The organism is Pusillimonas noertemannii (assembly GCF_003096595.1).
Taxonomy (GTDB): domain Bacteria; phylum Pseudomonadota; class Gammaproteobacteria; order Burkholderiales; family Burkholderiaceae_B; genus Pusillimonas; species Pusillimonas noertemannii.
This window is the reverse complement of the sequence record NZ_QEKO01000004.1, coordinates 336,072-350,979: the sequence shown is the minus strand read 5'-3', so window position 1 is coordinate 350,979 and position 14,908 is coordinate 336,072. Positions and strand designations below refer to the sequence as shown.

General features: G+C 61.1%; 9 protein-coding genes, 1 tRNA gene and 2 pseudogenes. 2 read left to right on the top strand and 10 right to left on the bottom strand.

Features of this window, described 5'->3' with window-relative positions; genetic code table 11:
* The 9 genes and pseudogenes from C7440_RS14860 to C7440_RS14825 all read right to left on the bottom strand — a co-directional run bounded on the left by C7440_RS14860 (window position 1) and on the right by C7440_RS14825 (window position 10,282).
* Window positions 1–213: a DUF3820 family protein gene (locus C7440_RS14860; protein ID WP_116519072.1), complete on the bottom strand. Its 213-nt coding sequence runs from the start codon at window positions 211–213 to the stop codon at window positions 1–3.
* Window positions 214–218: 5 nt separating this feature from the next.
* A complete protein-coding gene (locus C7440_RS14855; RefSeq protein ID WP_116519071.1) occupies window positions 219–671 on the bottom strand; it encodes a MarR family winged helix-turn-helix transcriptional regulator in 453 nt (150 codons plus the stop codon).
* A gap of 39 nt (window positions 672–710) precedes the next feature.
* A pseudogene (locus tag C7440_RS14850) lies at window positions 711–1,862 on the bottom strand (FAD-dependent oxidoreductase).
* A gap of 42 nt (window positions 1,863–1,904) precedes the next feature.
* Complete coding sequence (locus C7440_RS14845) at window positions 1,905–2,903, bottom strand: VOC family protein (RefSeq protein WP_116519070.1); 999 nt, start codon at window positions 2,901–2,903, stop codon at window positions 1,905–1,907.
* 99 nt (window positions 2,904–3,002) lie between these two features.
* Window positions 3,003–3,707, bottom strand: a complete 705-nt coding sequence (locus tag C7440_RS14840; RefSeq protein ID WP_243410934.1) for a hypothetical protein — start codon at window positions 3,705–3,707, stop codon at window positions 3,003–3,005.
* A gap of 84 nt (window positions 3,708–3,791) precedes the next feature.
* A pseudogene (locus tag C7440_RS20320) lies at window positions 3,792–4,046 on the bottom strand (Rieske 2Fe-2S domain-containing protein); the annotation flags it as partial.
* 106 nt (window positions 4,047–4,152) lie between these two features.
* A complete protein-coding gene (locus C7440_RS14835; protein WP_116519134.1) occupies window positions 4,153–5,391 on the bottom strand; it encodes an MFS transporter in 1,239 nt (412 codons plus the stop codon).
* 458 nt (window positions 5,392–5,849) lie between these two features.
* Window positions 5,850–8,168, bottom strand: coding sequence for an ATP-binding protein (locus tag C7440_RS14830; RefSeq protein ID WP_165832603.1), 2,319 nt, complete (start codon window positions 8,166–8,168; stop codon window positions 5,850–5,852).
* An 8-nt stretch (window positions 8,169–8,176) separates the two neighbouring features.
* Complete coding sequence (locus C7440_RS14825) at window positions 8,177–10,282, bottom strand: TonB-dependent receptor family protein (RefSeq protein WP_165832602.1); 2,106 nt, start codon at window positions 10,280–10,282, stop codon at window positions 8,177–8,179.
* Between the two features lie 125 nt (window positions 10,283–10,407).
* Between C7440_RS14825 and C7440_RS14820 the strand changes: the two genes are divergently transcribed.
* Both C7440_RS14820 and C7440_RS14815 read left to right on the top strand, forming a co-directional pair.
* Entirely contained in the window at window positions 10,408–11,229 is an 822-nt protein-coding gene (locus C7440_RS14820) for a response regulator transcription factor (RefSeq protein ID WP_116519066.1), read from the top strand.
* A gap of 102 nt (window positions 11,230–11,331) precedes the next feature.
* Window positions 11,332–11,410, top strand: a tRNA-Ile gene (locus C7440_RS14815).
* Window positions 11,411–11,459: 49 nt separating this feature from the next.
* Here C7440_RS14815 and C7440_RS14810 read toward each other — a convergent pair.
* Window positions 11,460–14,495, bottom strand: a complete 3,036-nt coding sequence (locus C7440_RS14810; RefSeq protein WP_207775418.1) for an autotransporter family protein — start codon at window positions 14,493–14,495, stop codon at window positions 11,460–11,462.
* Window positions 14,496–14,908: the final 413 nt, after the last annotated feature.

Genomic DNA, 14,908 nt, shown 5'->3' with positions numbered 1-14,908 from the left:
TCAAGACCCGCGCAGCGGATCAAGCAGATGGCGCAGGCCGTTGTGGTCGATCTCGTGCATCAGGGCCAGCAGCCGGCCCGTCTCGCCCGGCGGGAAGCCCTTGCGGGCGAACCACGCCAGGTAGTAGCCTGGCAGGTCGGCAAACAGCCGGCCCTGGTACTTGCCGAAAGGCATGCTTTTGCTGACCAGCAGTTGCAGATCATCGTTGTTCATGATGTCTAAAACAGGTTGGCGGCCATTTTCTTGAGCAGCCGGCGCAGCGCCTCGCGCTCGCGTCCCTTGAAGCCCTTCAGCGAGGTTTCCAGCAGTTCGTGCGCGGGCGGCCAGGCCTCTTGATAGCGGCTGCGGCCGTGGTCGGTAAGATAGACGCGCATGCGGCGGCTGTCTTGAGGGTCGGCGCTGCGGCGCACCAGCGCGCGCTCTTCCATCTGGTCGATGACGCGGCTGAGCACCGGCTGGCGCACGACGATGGCGGCGGCGATTTCGCCTATTTGCCGGCCGTCTTTTTCATACAGGTACTGTAGCACCCGAAAATGGATGTAGGTGAGATCCAGCTTGCGCAATATCGTGTCGCGCAGGATCTGGTCCAGGCGAAAGATAATGGACGCCATCTGGGACGCGATGTTGTGGTCCAGCGAGGCGTCCGGCATGGAAGGGTCGTCATTGGGCATGCCGCATTATATCTACTGACTAGTGTCCTGCTTGGTTAATTAGCCAAACAGGACACTAGCGCCGGTGGGCTGGTGGTTGGCCGCGCGAAAGACCTGTCCGGCCACCCAGGGATGGGCCATTGCGCTGCGTATGACGGTGGTGCGAACCTCATCGGGCAGGAAGGTGACTTCGCCGTACAGGCAGGACCATTTCTGGCAATGCTCGACGATATCGCGTTCCTGCCGTTCCCAGCGCTCGAGCGCGTCGGGTATTTCTTGAGGCGCGGCCACATCTTGCAGGGCGGTGGCAAGCGCCAGCCCGTTCTGCATGGCCATGCCGCCGCCCTGGCCCAGGTTGGGCGGCTGGGCGTGCGCGGCATCGCCCAGGATGACGCTGCGCCCCGACGACCAGGCCTTGCACTTGATGGTGCTGTATACGCCCCACGACACCTCGTCGCCGATCCGGTCGATAAGGTGCGACCAGGCCGGAAACGAAGCCTTCCACAGCGATTTGTCGACCCGGGTGTTGCGGGCGGCGGTGTCGGTGGAGGGGCAGGTAAGCGCAAGATAAGTATGCTCTTGCGTTACCGGCGTAATCAGCAGCCGGCGTGTGCCGTTCCAGTTCTCGATGTACTTGCCCGTGTCTTCGGGCGCGAAATCACCCGGCCTGGCCGGTATCATGGTGCGCAGCGCGCCTTCCAGCGTCTGCTCGTGCAGCAGCTCGAGCCCCAGGGTTTCGCGCACCTTGGACCAGATGCCGTCGGCGCCCACCGCCAGGTCGGCGCGCTGCGTCTCGCCATTGGCAAACCGCAGTTCGCCTCGTGGCGTGGCGCCGATGACTTCTGCGCTGGTGACGATTTCCACCCCGGCGCGCAGGCAGGCGTCGCGCAGGGCGCCCAGCAACTGGCTGCGCTAGGTGGTCATCAGGCGGCGGTCGGAAGGGATGGCCGCTGATTCAATGATGGCGTTGCGGTTGTCGCGCTGCTCGAAGTGCGTGCCGCGAAATGCATCGCGGATCGCATCTTCGCAGGCGCCCAGGGCCTCGAGCACCCGCAGGCCGTTTTCCCAGATATAGATGCCCGAACCGTTGGCGCGCAGTTCGTTCTGCCGTTCGAACACCGTGACGCGCCAGCCCGTGCGGGCCAGGGCGGCGGCCGTGGCCAAGCCGCCCAGGCCGCCGCCGGCGATGATTGCTGTCAATGCTTTAGCCATATTGCTCTGCTTGTATCGTTGTATTGAATTGGAAATCGCTGTTCAGACTGCCCAGGCCAGCGGCGTGTCGCCGCGCCGGGCCAGGTCGATGGGCGCAGAGCGTGCAACATACCATTCGCTGAGCAGGCCGTCGACGTCCTTCATGAAGAAAGAACGCTTCCAAGGCAGGGCGGCCTGGCCGACGATTTTGCGTCCCGCCGCATCCAGGCGCTTCAGCGCCGCCTCGAGCTCCTGTTCGTCCTTGATCTGGAAAGAGGCGTGATGGTAGGCGGGGGCATCGCCCCGCACCAGCACCAGCGCGTGCTCGTAGCTTTCCAGCGAAGGGCGAAGGTAGACGACGTTCTCGTCCTGGCACGCGATGCGCAGGCCGCCTATGCGGGTGTAGAAGTCGGTCATGGCTTCCAGCTGCGCTGTCTGGAGCACGGCGTGGGTGATGCGGTAGGGATGGATGGGTGCCGATTCCACGAAGCGCAGCGTGGGCGAGGTGTCGTAGCGCCCTTCGGTGAAGGGCTCGGCCGAAGCCGGGTCCCACCGGCTGGTGATCAGCTCCATCTCGCCCTGGAGCACATTGCGCCAGTCTTTGACCGTGTCGCAATAGAACTCATTGTAGTTGCGGTCGGGGTCGAAGATGTACACGCTGTGCGCCACCTGGTGGTCCACCGTCATGTCCATCTCCACGCCGTCGTCGCGCATGCGCTTCCAGGCGGAGACCAGGTCGGCCTCGTTCTCCAGTTCCCAGGCCAGGTGGTTCAGGCCGGGGGCCAGGCCGATGCTGCCAGGAAGCTGCAGCAGGCCGTTGCGTCCGTAGCGGTCCACCCCCTTGGTGGTCTGCATCATGCCCAGGTCGTGGGGCGTGTGGCCCGTGCCCAGGAAGGTGGCGATGAGGTCGGGCTCGGTGAATTCGACGTTCAGGCCGCATACCTCGTTGTAAAAGCGTTCTGAGGCTCCCAGGTCGTCGACCCAAAGATTGACGTGGCCCAGGCGGCGGGGCTGGAAAAAGGCTGTCGGCGCTAGAAGCGAGTACTGGGATGAATGTGACATAGTCATAGCAATGGATTCTCAATATTCTCGTATGTGTTGGTCTAAAGCCGGTAGGTGACGGAAGCCGCAGCCTACGTAATTGAAAGTGTGAGGGAACGGTTATTCAGTGGTGTGCGCAACGCAGGTGCTGGCAGCCTCCTGCGCAATAGCCCGGTCCAGAATCCGCCGGCTCCGGACAGCGGCCGCATCACTTTCGAGAAGGATGGGTTTTGATGCCCAGAAATCTTGTGTCGGCCCCATCATGGCTGCGCATTTCTCGATCATAGGTAGATCCTCTTCGAGGAAGGCATGAGTCTGAAGCTTACGCATTTGCTCTATTGTGTCGTCGGGGTTGAGTCTCCCATGTGTACCGTAGAAATAATGAGTCGAATACTCTGTTTCGGGGGTAAGTATGTGGATGGCGTTGAAGTTGGAAGGGCGTTCTATGGGTTCGCCGCTTGCCGTGCCGCCGATATTCAGGCTTAGGCTTGAGGGACAGGTCCAGCGCATGTCCAACCACTGGTCGATGATGGGGCCGCGATTGCGTAGATAGGGAGGTGCCTCGCTCTGCGGCATCCAGAGGTTTGCACATACGTCGTTTCCGCTTTCGACGAGTTCTAGCTGGCCCGCCAGCATAGATTCGTTTCCAAGCGAACCTTCGTGCAGTATGCCGACATGAGTCAGGTCCATCAGGTTATCGATGATAAGTTGGTAGTTCGCTTGAACACGAAGATAGTTCCCGATATTGGCCTGATCCAGCGAGTCGTCGGTGATGTAGCTATAGTCGGGGATGGAGGCGGGATCGGCCGCATCGGGGTGGCCCATCCAGATCCAGAGCAATTGATGTCTTTCTATGATTGGGTACGACCGTACCTTTGTACGCGAGGGGACCTTTCCCTTGCCCATCGGGTTGGCTATGCAGTGACCTGTCCGATCAAATTTCAAACCATGGTAGCCGCATTGAACTACTCCGTCGGCCAGCAGTTTTCCGCAGTCTAGAGGGGCAAAGCGATGTGGGCAACGGTTGTCCAGAGCAACTGGACTCCCATCGGGCAATCGATATATAAGTATGGACTCGTTCAGAAGAGTGCGGGAAAACAGATCTCCCGTGATTTCGCTACTCCACCCTACGGCATACCATGTATTTCGTAAGAAGTTACTCATGATTTTCTTCCTTGTTGTCATGGCCAGTAGGACGCTTACGGCCATGAGCGTCGGTTTATAGGACCGGCTGCTGTTATGTATGTATCCAAGCCGGTGCTTTGGTGCGCTAGGCAGCAGCCATTCGGCGTTCCGTTCGCGTCATGGCAAGCAACGCGACCAGAACCCCCGCTTCTACAATAACGAAGGACCAGAAAGCTAGGCTGAAGGAATGAGTCATGCTCAATATCGCGCCCATCAAGGCAGGGGCGACGAAGGTGGCGAAGACGCCGCCCATTTCAGCATAGCCGGCGGCTGATGGGCCAAGATCGGTACCGTATTTCTCACCTACGAGGCTGAAAATTGCGCCTCCGCTGAAAACGCCGACGCCGGAAATGAGTGCCACGACTACGAGCATGTTGAACGACATCGGCCAAACGGTTGTTGCAACGCACAGAAGTGCCGCCAACAAGGTAAGCACAACGCCAATGAGTAGTGTGGAAATACGCGTAAGCTTATCGCTGAGATACCCGCCCAATATCAAGAACGCGACTTGCGCCAGCCCCATGATGGTACCGATGGCGGGTGCGAGCGAGGGATCCAGGTTTTGTGTCTCGATAAAGCTAGGAATCATCCAGGTTGCGCAGGCCGCCACGGAAAATAACGCGCCGAAGATTCCGAGTAGGCCGACCCAGACCCATTTCGACCGGAAAACCTCGACAAATACTTTGCGGCCGTGCTTGGCCGTATCGTGAGGAGCGCTGAAGGGGCCTGGTCTGACAAGGAATTGCCCGAGCACACCAACGGCCAATGTCAGAACGCCAAGGACAAAGAAGAATTCGCGCCAGCTTGTGGACATGGCGTATGGCAGGCCGAAGGCAAAATCCAATGTAATGGCCAAGGAGTATGCGCCGAGGATGACGCCCATCACGAGGCCCTGTCGTTCGCGGGTAAACCATTGCATGACGATTTTGACTGAGCCGATGAAAACGGCCGAATCAAAGAACCCGATGATGAGGCGCAGCACGACGAGTTCAAGAAATGAATTCGCATTCATCTGGACCAACATAAGAATGCCGCTCCCTGTAAGGCCAATCAAATATAGTCTCTTGGCCGTCATGCCGCGTCCACGCGGCGCCCAGTAAAGCATACCTAAGCCAAAAGAGATGCCGAAGGCGCCTTGTACCAGGCCGGCCTGGCTTGCGCTCAGGGCTAGGTCTTGCGATACAAGCGTGAGGACTGCCGCGAAGCCATAGAAATCGGCCGCAAGGCACATTTCTCCAAGGACGGCCATACAGAGCATAAGTATGGCGATGTGTTTTCCGGTGCCGGCGCGGGCGACGGCGTTCAATTCGACTGAGTTGGACATGCTGACTCCGTAATGAGGCAAGCTGAGTAGAGTGTTGACCATCGTTCTGGCGCGTTCCGTCCCATCCTCCTCGAGGGGGCGGCCCAGCGCGATGGGCCGGTGTCTTGTGACGTTTTGGACTTCCAACTACGAGCATGGGCGCCGGTTTCCGGCTGCTGCTGCGTTCCGATTCATGGGTTTGTTGCAAGACTCGGCATAAGCGGAATCCCCCGCGCAAACTCTTTTGAATCAGTTTTGATGAATGATAGAAACCGCCAATTTCTATGTCAATACATATTTATTGGTATATACCCTAGCGATAGGCGTGTCCGTATTTACTGTGTTTTAACGCAGGAGTGCGGAAAATTATTGTCCCGTCGAGTGCCTTAATAAGCCCATCGCGCGGCGCCTTGGGTAACTGATGAGTTGCGAGCGGGCACTTGCCCGGCGAAGCGCCCCCGCTCCTTCAGCGCTGGCGCTCAGGCAGCGGGCGAGGCGGGGTGTGCGAGAGCCAGGCGTTCAACCGCGTCGAGATCAAGGCGGCCAATCGCGTCCTGGATCGCCTGGAAATAGGACCGGCAGCCGGGGTAGTGGGGCAGCGTGCTTTCCAGCCAGCTTTCGATGTCGCTAAGCTGGCCGTTCTTGGCCATGAGGGCCAGTTCGCTGCGCACATGAGGAGGAGGCATGGCGGCGACAGGTTCGGGCTCTGCCGCCTCCATGGAAGCGCTTGCCGGGCGTGCCGGCGCCGCGGTCCTGTCTGCGGGGTGGTTCGCCGGAAGAAGCCGGGGGGCGCTCCAGGCCGCCACTTCATCGCCGACCGGCTTTACTTCGATTTCAAAGCTGAACGCCGACCCGTTTCCCGCCGAACTGTCCAGGCTCAGTTGGCCGCCCATCGTCTGCAATATGCTTTGCGCGATGTAAAGGCCCAGGCCCACTCCGGCGGAGTCGGGGTCGAGTTGGCGAAATTCTTCGAATATCTGTGTTTGCCCGTGGGCGTCGATGCCGACTCCGGAGTCGCTGACGGTGAAGCGCAGCCTCCAGCCGGCGTCGCTCCGCGTAGCGATCAGGTCCAGCCGGATGGTTCCCGCGCGTGTGAACTTGGCGGCATTGGACAGCAGGTTCAGCAGCACCTGACGCAGGCGCCGCCCGTCCGTGCATATCGTACGCGGAATACGGCCCGGCGCATGGGCGATGAAACGGTTGTTCTGTTGCCGGCTGAGCGCCACGGCGTGTTGGACCAGTTCATCGAGGTAGTCGGGCAGATCGATTGCATGGGGCTTAAGGGCCAGCGGCTTGAGTTCGGCAGCGGCATAGCCCAGAATGTCGTCGATCAAGGCCATCTGGTAGTCGACGCTGCGTGTGATCGCGTCGAGCAGGCCTTTTTGCCGCGGGTCGGCCGTCTGCTCGATGAGCCGGCTGTACCCCATGATGGTGGCCAGCGGCGCGCGCAGGTCGTGGCTTACATAGCTGACGATTTGCGCCTGCTGCCGGTTCTTCTCGCCGGCATATTCCAGCGCCTGGTTCAGCGCCTTTGTCTGGCGTGCCACCTCGAGCGCAAGGCGTTCGTTCTCTTCGCGCTGCAGGCGCGAAATCTTCTCAAGCGCGGTCCTGCGCTGGACGCCCACATGCGCCACCCAGCCGGCAAGCAAGGTCAGGTTGATGAACAAACCCGCCAGTGCAACAACCGGGTTCACCCAGAGCGTTCCCATGGACAGGCTGGCTACATACTCAGGCAGCGCACCGTTCACTTCAAGCGCAAGAAGGCTGGCGCGCGCCAGTGAAAATGCCGCAACCGCCAGCATCAGCTTGCGGGTAGGCGCGTTGCGCTTGATGAACAGGATGGCGATGGCCAGCAGGGTCAGGCTGAAGAATGGCCTGACGAACCCGGTCACCCAATACACGTGGTAGACGTTTCCAAAAGCCGACACCACCATCAGGCCGATGTAGTACGCGGCCCAAGCGGCAAGAAGCCTTCGCAGGGGCAGCCTTACCTTTTCGGCCCGAGCGATTTCCAGAACGAAAACAATGAAGAGCAGGATGATGAGCTGGCCCAGTATCAAGGGTGTCCGGTAAGCCCATTCGCCCATGGCAGCCAGCATGTGCTGCTGTCCGTAGCCGCGCCGCAGCACTTCGGCCAGCAAGGTGACGAAAGACAGGGCGGCCAACAGCAGAAAGCCTCTGCTGCGACTGAACAAGGCCAGTATCAGCGCGCTCCAGGCCAAAGCCAGCAAGCCGCCGAAAAGCAGCCCGTCCCAGATTGCGCTGCGCTCGAGGTAGGCACGGAACTTCGCATCGGAATACAGGTAGGGCGCCAGCTGGACGGGCGCCACACCCGTTGTCCTGATCAACACGACTTGGTCCTGGCCGGGAGCCAGGGTGAAGGCTTGCGAATGGTAGCGCTCGGCCGCTTTTTCCCCGGCGGGAGAAGCAGGGCGCTTCGGGCTTGTCCATTGGCCGTCGTTCAGTACGTAAAACTTGGCTGAATGAAAGACGGAACCCGGGCTCAGTATGAGGTGCAGGCGCTGCGTCGTATCACCGGTATTGGACAGGTGAACCCGTATCCACCACGGCGCCGGGTCCGGCTTGCCCGAACCGTCGAGTTCTTCGATGCCGACGAAGCCTCCGGGCCCGTCCGGAAGCCTGGCCACCTGTGCTGCGTTCATGCTCGCGCTACGGTCGTTGAACAGCCGGCTTTGGCCGGTCAGTTGCGAGCTCCATTGCGCATCGCCGACGTCGACGACCGCTGCCTGTACCGGGTTTAGGCAAAGGCAGGCGCACAACCATATCGCCCACAGCACACGCGCTCCTACCATAGTATCTGGGCGCCGGCGAAGATGGATCGGCGCATTCCGGGGTAGAAGGCTGCTTCGCCAGGGTCTGCCCGCGCCGTTTGTTCTATCGACGCCGCATAGCGTTTGTCTGCCAGGTTGCGAGCGTTCACGAAGACCCGAAAGCGTCCCGAAGCGGGGGCATAGCCGACGGTGAAGTTCACCACGCCGTAGCCGGGCGCCCGCAGCGTGTTGGCCTGGTCCACGTAGGATGAAGAGGCGAACACGAGTTCGGGGCCGAAGTACACGCCCGATGGATGGCGATAGCTTATGCTGGCTTGTCCATAGTGTTGGGGGATCAGCGGCAGGCGGTTGTCGCCAAAGGCCGTATCGCCGGCATGGCGGAAGCGGCTCCAGGTGTAGCTGAGGCTCCAGTGCACGGAGCCGGCCAGCGGTTCCGGCGACACTTCGCCGCGCAGCTGCAGTTCCAGTCCCAGGCGCCTGGTGTCCGGGATGTTTCCACCCTGGTAGCCTATCGGTTCGCCCGAGGGTCCCAGCTTGGCTATGTTGAGCAACTCGTCCTTGACGCGGCTGTAGAACAAGGCGGCCTCCCAATTGACCAGTCGGCTGGATCCGCGCGAGCCCACTTCCCACGTAGTGGCCTTCTGGGCTTCAGTCGTGCCTTGGGTGTTGTAGAACTGCAGGGTCGAAGGGGGCTCGAAGCTGCGGCTCAGGTTGGCAAAGACTTGCGCGTCCGGCGCCACTTGCCACAATAGTCCAAGCTTCGGGCTGAATCCGTTGTATCGCCGGTCCTGGTCGACGTCCTTGAAATAAGCGGGCAGCGCTGGCGGATTGCGCAGCGCCGTGATGCCGCGCCGCCTTTGTGCCGTGATCGCCTGCATGGCGGCCGAGACCGACAGCGCAGGCGTCAGCGAATATGAGTTCTCGAGATAGAACAGGGCGGTCTGGGCCGAGGTGGTGATGGCTTCATATTGTTCCGTCGATGGGTCAAGGATCATGCCGCCCGGCAGGACGAAAGGGCCGTAGGTCTGGCTGTTGCTGTGCCCCCGTGCCAGGCTGGCTCCCCAAGTGAGGCGGTTTTCATGGCCCCCGAGGTCGCGCAGTATTTCGCCGCGCAGCGCCACGCCGTAGTCGCGGGTGCGATAGAAGATGGGCACGACGGTGCCCAGCAGGTCCAGGGTGGTGTCGATGTAGTAGGTTCCCAGGCTCAGGGTGTCGCGCCCTTGGGTCAGGGTGTGCTGGTAGGCCAGCCGGACATGCGGGTGGGTGCGCGCACGGCGCTCGGGCCAGGGCGGGGAAGGGTTGTCCGGGCCGGCCTCGCCCCGCAGCTGGGCCATGGTCAAGGGGTTTGTGACGTCCTGGTCCATATCCAGAATGTCCACATGGAACCGGCCCCGGGAGCCCTCGCTGGCGCGATAGCCCAGATTGCCGTAGAAGCGCAAGGCCTTCTGGCGCGAATGCGCCGCAGACCCATCGGTCTGAAAATGGCCGACCGAGGCGAAGGCATCCAGGCCGTTGTCGAAGACCTGGCCCGCCCGCGCCTGCGCCTGCAGGTATCCGTATGAACCGCCCTGCAGGCGCGTTTCCAGGCCCGGATGCGAGTAGCCCGTGGGCGATACGATATTGATCGCCCCGCCCAATGTCGCCGCCCCGTAACGCAGGGCATTGGCCCCGCGCAGAATCTCGATGTAGCGGGCATTGAAGGGGTCGGCATAAGACGGATCGACGGTGCCGTCGGCCTGGTTCAGGGGCAGGCCGTCGCGCAGCAGCATGAGACCGCGCACGCCCAGGGGCGAGGTCAGCCCCGACCCTCGTATTGAAAGCTTTGCCGACTGCGGGCCCGCGGCCGACTGCGTGAACACGCCGGCCGTGCCGGCAAGTGCGTCTCCCAGGCCCAGGGCGGGCCGGTCGGCGTAGTCTTCCGCTGTGATCAGGCTGATATTGCCCGGTCGCGATTGCAGCGCCCGCAGGGCGGCCTGGGGTGACGGCGACAATGGATCGTTCACCGCGCCCGATACGATGATTGACTCCAGCAGCGGGGCCGCCCGGGTGCCGGAAGGCGCGGGCGCATTATCGGCCTTGCGCGCATGCAGCGGCGCCGATGCCAGAAGTCCGCATAGCACGAGGGCCGAACGGGTGTATTGAAGGCGACGACGTAACGGTAGCGGCGGCATTGCGTTCTATGAAGCTGTGCGTGTCATGAAGCTCTTTGGGCCGAGCAGGCAACTAATGATAATCTTAGGGATGCATGAATAAACCCGATGCCGTCCCCCAAATGAATGCAGAGCAGCCGCAACTTCTGTTGGTCGACGATGACCCGGATCAGTTGCGCCTGCTGGTCGAGGCGCTGCGGGCCACGCCCTGGCGCTTGAGCCTGGCATTTGACGGCATGCGCGGCTATGAAAGGGCAGTGGCCATTATGCCTGATCTCATCCTTCTGGACGTGCGCATGCCCCGCCTGGACGGGTTCGCGCTGTGCCGCAACCTGAAAGCCAATCCTTCCACCGCCCATATCCCCATTCTTTTCCTCAGCTCCGCCACCGACGTCGACGAAAGGCTGAAGGGGCTGCGGGGCGGCGCCGTCGATTACATCCTGAAGCCCTACTCTGCGCAAGAAGTCATTGCCCGCGTGCAGATACATCTAGAGTTGGCCGGCAAGGCCGCCGGGCGCACGAAAACCGATGCTTTCGGCGCTTCGGCGCCGCAGGCCGGCCCTGGCGCCGGCGTCGAACCGGTGGACCAGGACGAGGTCCTGGTGCGGGCGGCCCAGCAAGAATTGCTGTCGCACCGGTTTCACGAGCAGAGCCTGGCCGATCTTGCCGCCGGCCTGGGCGTAAGCGAACGGCGGCTGTCCCGCGCCTTCCGGAAGGTGCTGGGCATGACATTGTTCGAGTATCTGCGCCGCGAGCGCATGGAGCAGGCCAAGCGGCTTCTTATGCAGACCGCGCTAAGCGTCCTGGCCGTCTCCCAGGAGGCCGGCTTTTCCAGCGCAGCCAATTTTGCCACCGCCTTTCGCGACTACACCGGCATGACCCCTTCCGAGTACCGGCGCAGGGGAGACGAGACATAGAAGCCGGGTCTTCGCCGCGCCTTGCGGGAAAGACGCCGGCAAGGCCGCCGCAAACAGGGCAAGTAGAAGTGTCAGCCCGTTTTATGCAATAATCGCAGGCTTGCCCCTCTAGCTCATGCTTGGTTAGAGCAGCGGACTCATAATCCGTTGGTGCCGTGTTCGACTCACGGGGGGGGCACCAGTAAAATCAAGCACTTGGGCCAACTCTTCGGGGTTGGCCCAAATGTTTCTTACCACCTCATCCGAAAACCCACCCGCCCCACGATGGAGTAGCTGTCCGCGAATTGGTTCAGGCTGCTCTTGACCAGGCCTTCGCCGTATACCGAGTACTTGTCGCCGTCCCAGTTGTACGAACCGCCCGCGCCCATACTGGCCCACAAGCGGTCGTTTTGGCTGGTGAATGTCGTGGTGGCAACATTCACCTTTGTCCCGCCCAGAAATTCGTAATGGATGTTGGCCAGTGCGTACACATGGGTACGTACCGGTGCCCCGCCCGCCTTGGCATGAGAACTTTCATGATCAAGTGTGACGCCGATGCGGCCCTGAAGGCTTTCCCCGCGGCCGTTGCCGACGCGGGCGCCGAACGGATCGGTGAAGGTGTCAAAGTCGACGTTGGAATACGCCAATTGGGCCTGAGGGGTAATGGACCATGCGGAATCCAGGGCAATGCGCTTGCCGCCTTCGACGGATAATGCGTAGCCGAAGCCGTCGTTGCCCTGGGCCAGGCTTCTGCTGGCGAGCCTGGAGTTCAGGTCGCTGTCGTACCAGGTAAGGCGTGCCTGGTTGTCAAGATAAAAACCGTTGTGGTTGTACCAAGTTAGCGTTCCACCGACGCCGTAGCCCTTGGTGTTGATTTCCCCATTGCCATGCGCCGACTTGACGTCGGTTTTGCCATGGGCGTAGTGGACACCCAGCCCGCCAATCAGTTTGCCGTTCTCGGACTCGTTCAGCAGCCGATCCACGCCGATCTGAATCTTGAAGATATCCTGGTCGTAGGCGGTATTCGAGGTGGACGAGCGCGGCTTGATGTCGTTATGGGCGCCTTCGATGCGGCTCCATACGCCACTGCCCTCGATCATGGCGCCGGTGCCGTCGGTCGAGTTGTATGGCCTGCCGGTGGTATCGGTGCTCTGGCCCGGCCGCCGGCCGGCGGCTGCCCAAAAGCGATTGCCAACGCGCTGCTGCAAAGTGGGCACGCTGTTCAAGGCGAGCAGTGCCTGCGGGTAGGCTTCGTATGCGGGAACGCCGGCCTGGTATAGCGGTGTTGCCGGCGTGGCGGGGCCAATGGGAGAGGGCGGCTCGCCGGTTTCAGGGACATTCAGATGGGAACGCAAATACCAGTCGCCGTCATCGGGCGTCGATAGCCCGCCCTTGTAGAGCTGGTAAGCATAAGCACCGGCGACAATAGCGGGCTTGTCATTGACCACATAGTCGCCAACAAGTGAAAAGCTGCCTTCAGACTTGCCGCCGACGCCAATGACTCGAATGCCTTCGACAGTAGGCGCACCGGCTCCATTGGCATTATTGACAAGTAGGCGTGTCGTGCCGGCCGTATCGCCGCTGATAAGCAGGCTATCGGTTCTGGACGTGTCGTCGCCCAGAATGGTGTCTATCTGCAAGCTGCCGTTCGTGCCGACGTAATTGCCGGCGATCGTCATGAGGTCGCCAGCCGCGGCATCTTGCATAGTGATGATGCCGGCATTGTTCACGCCGCCGCTGACGGAATAGACGCCCGCCCCGCCGCCTCGGGCTATGAACGAAGAAGTGGCATCAATATTGACCCGGCCGTCCAAGGCAAGCGCCGCCATGCCGTCAAGCATGGAGCCGTTGCTCAGGAAGACACCGGTATTGTCTTCGTTGGCTGCGCCCACTTTCCACGCCCCATTATCGATGGCCAGCATGCTGCCATCGAGCGTGACGATTTCCCAATTGGCGATGTTGCCGCCGTTTGAACGCGCGGTGACGCCTGCCAGATCAAGCGTGTCGACCATGCCGTCGGCACTGGACGTATCGTCTCCGCCGTCAAGGACCTGGCTGCCGTCATAGGCGGTTGCGCTGATCGTGGCGGTGTCGGAGCCGTCCTGGCCGTAAAAGCCGCCGGCCAGCGTGCCGTCGGTCCAGGTGAAGGTGTCGTTCCCTTCGCTGTTGACAAGGCCGTCGTTGCTTTGAGCGGCATCTCGTTCGTCGCCGAAAATAATCCCCGTGTAAGAGCCACCCATCAAGTGGAATGTGTCGTCGCCAAGCCCGAGGCTTGCGTCACCAATGACTTGGCCCGAGTTCGTCACAACGGTGTTTCCGGTGCCGGCATCGTGTATCGCAAGGCCCGACGAGGCGCTCACTGTCGCGGTCGAAGCGATATCAACGGTGGCGCCGTATGCGCTCGCGATTCGAATGCCTGCCCCCATGCCTCCGCTTACTTCGCCGTTGACTGCAACTGACGTTACCCCCGATCCGCCATTCCGCGCCTCAATGCCATAAATCCCGCCGGTAATGGTCCCGGCGGTCTGGGTTACTGAAAGGTCGGATGCATTGCTGCCGTTGTCCGCAAAAATACCGGAGCCCGAAGCGATGATGATTCCGGAAGTGGTGATATGGGTGGATCCGGTGCCGCCGTTGTTTGCGTGTATGCCGGTGTCATTGGCAGTGATGGTGCCGGCAGTCTGGCTTATGCGAACGTCTTTTGCCGCGTTGCCGTTATAGCCCGCGACACCCGCGCGGCCGGTGGCGGTTACGTCGCCGGCAACGCTGATGGCGATGGAGCCGGAGCCTTGATTGTTTCCGTAGATGCCGAAATAGTGGCCCGAGACTGCTCCGCTTGTCTGAGTCAGCGAGATATCGCTTGCCGACGGCGCGTTATAGGCATAGACGCCGTATGTGTCCCAGCCGGTGCTGCCAGTTTGGGTGACGGTTCCCGCAGTGGTGACCGACGTGGACCCGGTTCCGTAATTGTCCACGCGAATGCCATGCGATATGCCTGTGATCGTCCCGGCGGCCTGTTCTATGACGACATCGGTGGCCGTAGGGGCGTTATACATGAAAATGGCGTAGTCGCCGTTGCCTGTCACGTCGCCGGCAGTCGTGATCATGCTCGCGCCGTCACCATATTGCTTTGCGTTGATGCCGGTGGCGCCCGTGATCGCGCTTCCGCTTTCTTGCGAGAACGTCAGGTTGCTGCCCGAGCCGCTCATGTCAAAGCCGGTGCCGGCGCTGTTGATGTTCAGCGTGCTGTCGGCGGCGACAGTCAATGGCCCCATCCCGCTTGTCAAGGCTTCTCCGGCAGAGGTGCCGACGCATAGATAACTGCCATCGGGCTGCCCCGTACATGCCGCCCAGGCGGTACCGGCTGACCCCGTCCAGGACGCAGGGAGCAATACAGGTATGAACACGACACCTGCAGCACGAATTGCCATGGAGCCCAATGACAACGAAACTCTTTGATCGCCGGAATATTTATTAGCCATGAGACCTCGCCCGAAGAAAACTCTCAGTTCTATGCCGAAGCATTCTGCCGCATTACGTTATTTTATGTAGCAGGAACTGAAGGCTGGGCAAATTTCTATGGCGACTTGATGAAACTTCACAATGTTCACGCACTGTCATCATCCTGTGCTACGGTATGGACATAGGGCGCTTTTTGCATGCACGCTTTCATGCCGCATGCGGACGCCGCACGCAAAAT

What these genes read in the sequence shown, in the direction of transcription:
- C7440_RS14860 (WP_116519072.1), bottom strand. Translation starts at nt 213, where the DNA reads ATGAACAACGATGATCTGCAACTGCTGGTCAGCAAAAGCATGCCTTTC.
- C7440_RS14845 (WP_116519070.1), bottom strand. Translation starts at nt 2,903, where the DNA reads ATGTCACATTCATCCCAGTACTCGCTTCTAGCGCCGACAGCCTTTTTC.
- C7440_RS14835 (WP_116519134.1), bottom strand. Translation starts at nt 5,391, where the DNA reads ATGTCCAACTCAGTCGAATTGAACGCCGTCGCCCGCGCCGGCACCGGA.
- C7440_RS14820 (WP_116519066.1), top strand. Translation starts at nt 10,408, where the DNA reads ATGAATAAACCCGATGCCGTCCCCCAAATGAATGCAGAGCAGCCGCAA.
- C7440_RS14840 (WP_243410934.1), bottom strand. Translation starts at nt 3,707, where the DNA reads ATGGGCCACCCCGATGCGGCCGATCCCGCCTCCATCCCCGACTATAGC.
- C7440_RS14855 (WP_116519071.1), bottom strand. Translation starts at nt 671, where the DNA reads ATGCCCAATGACGACCCTTCCATGCCGGACGCCTCGCTGGACCACAAC.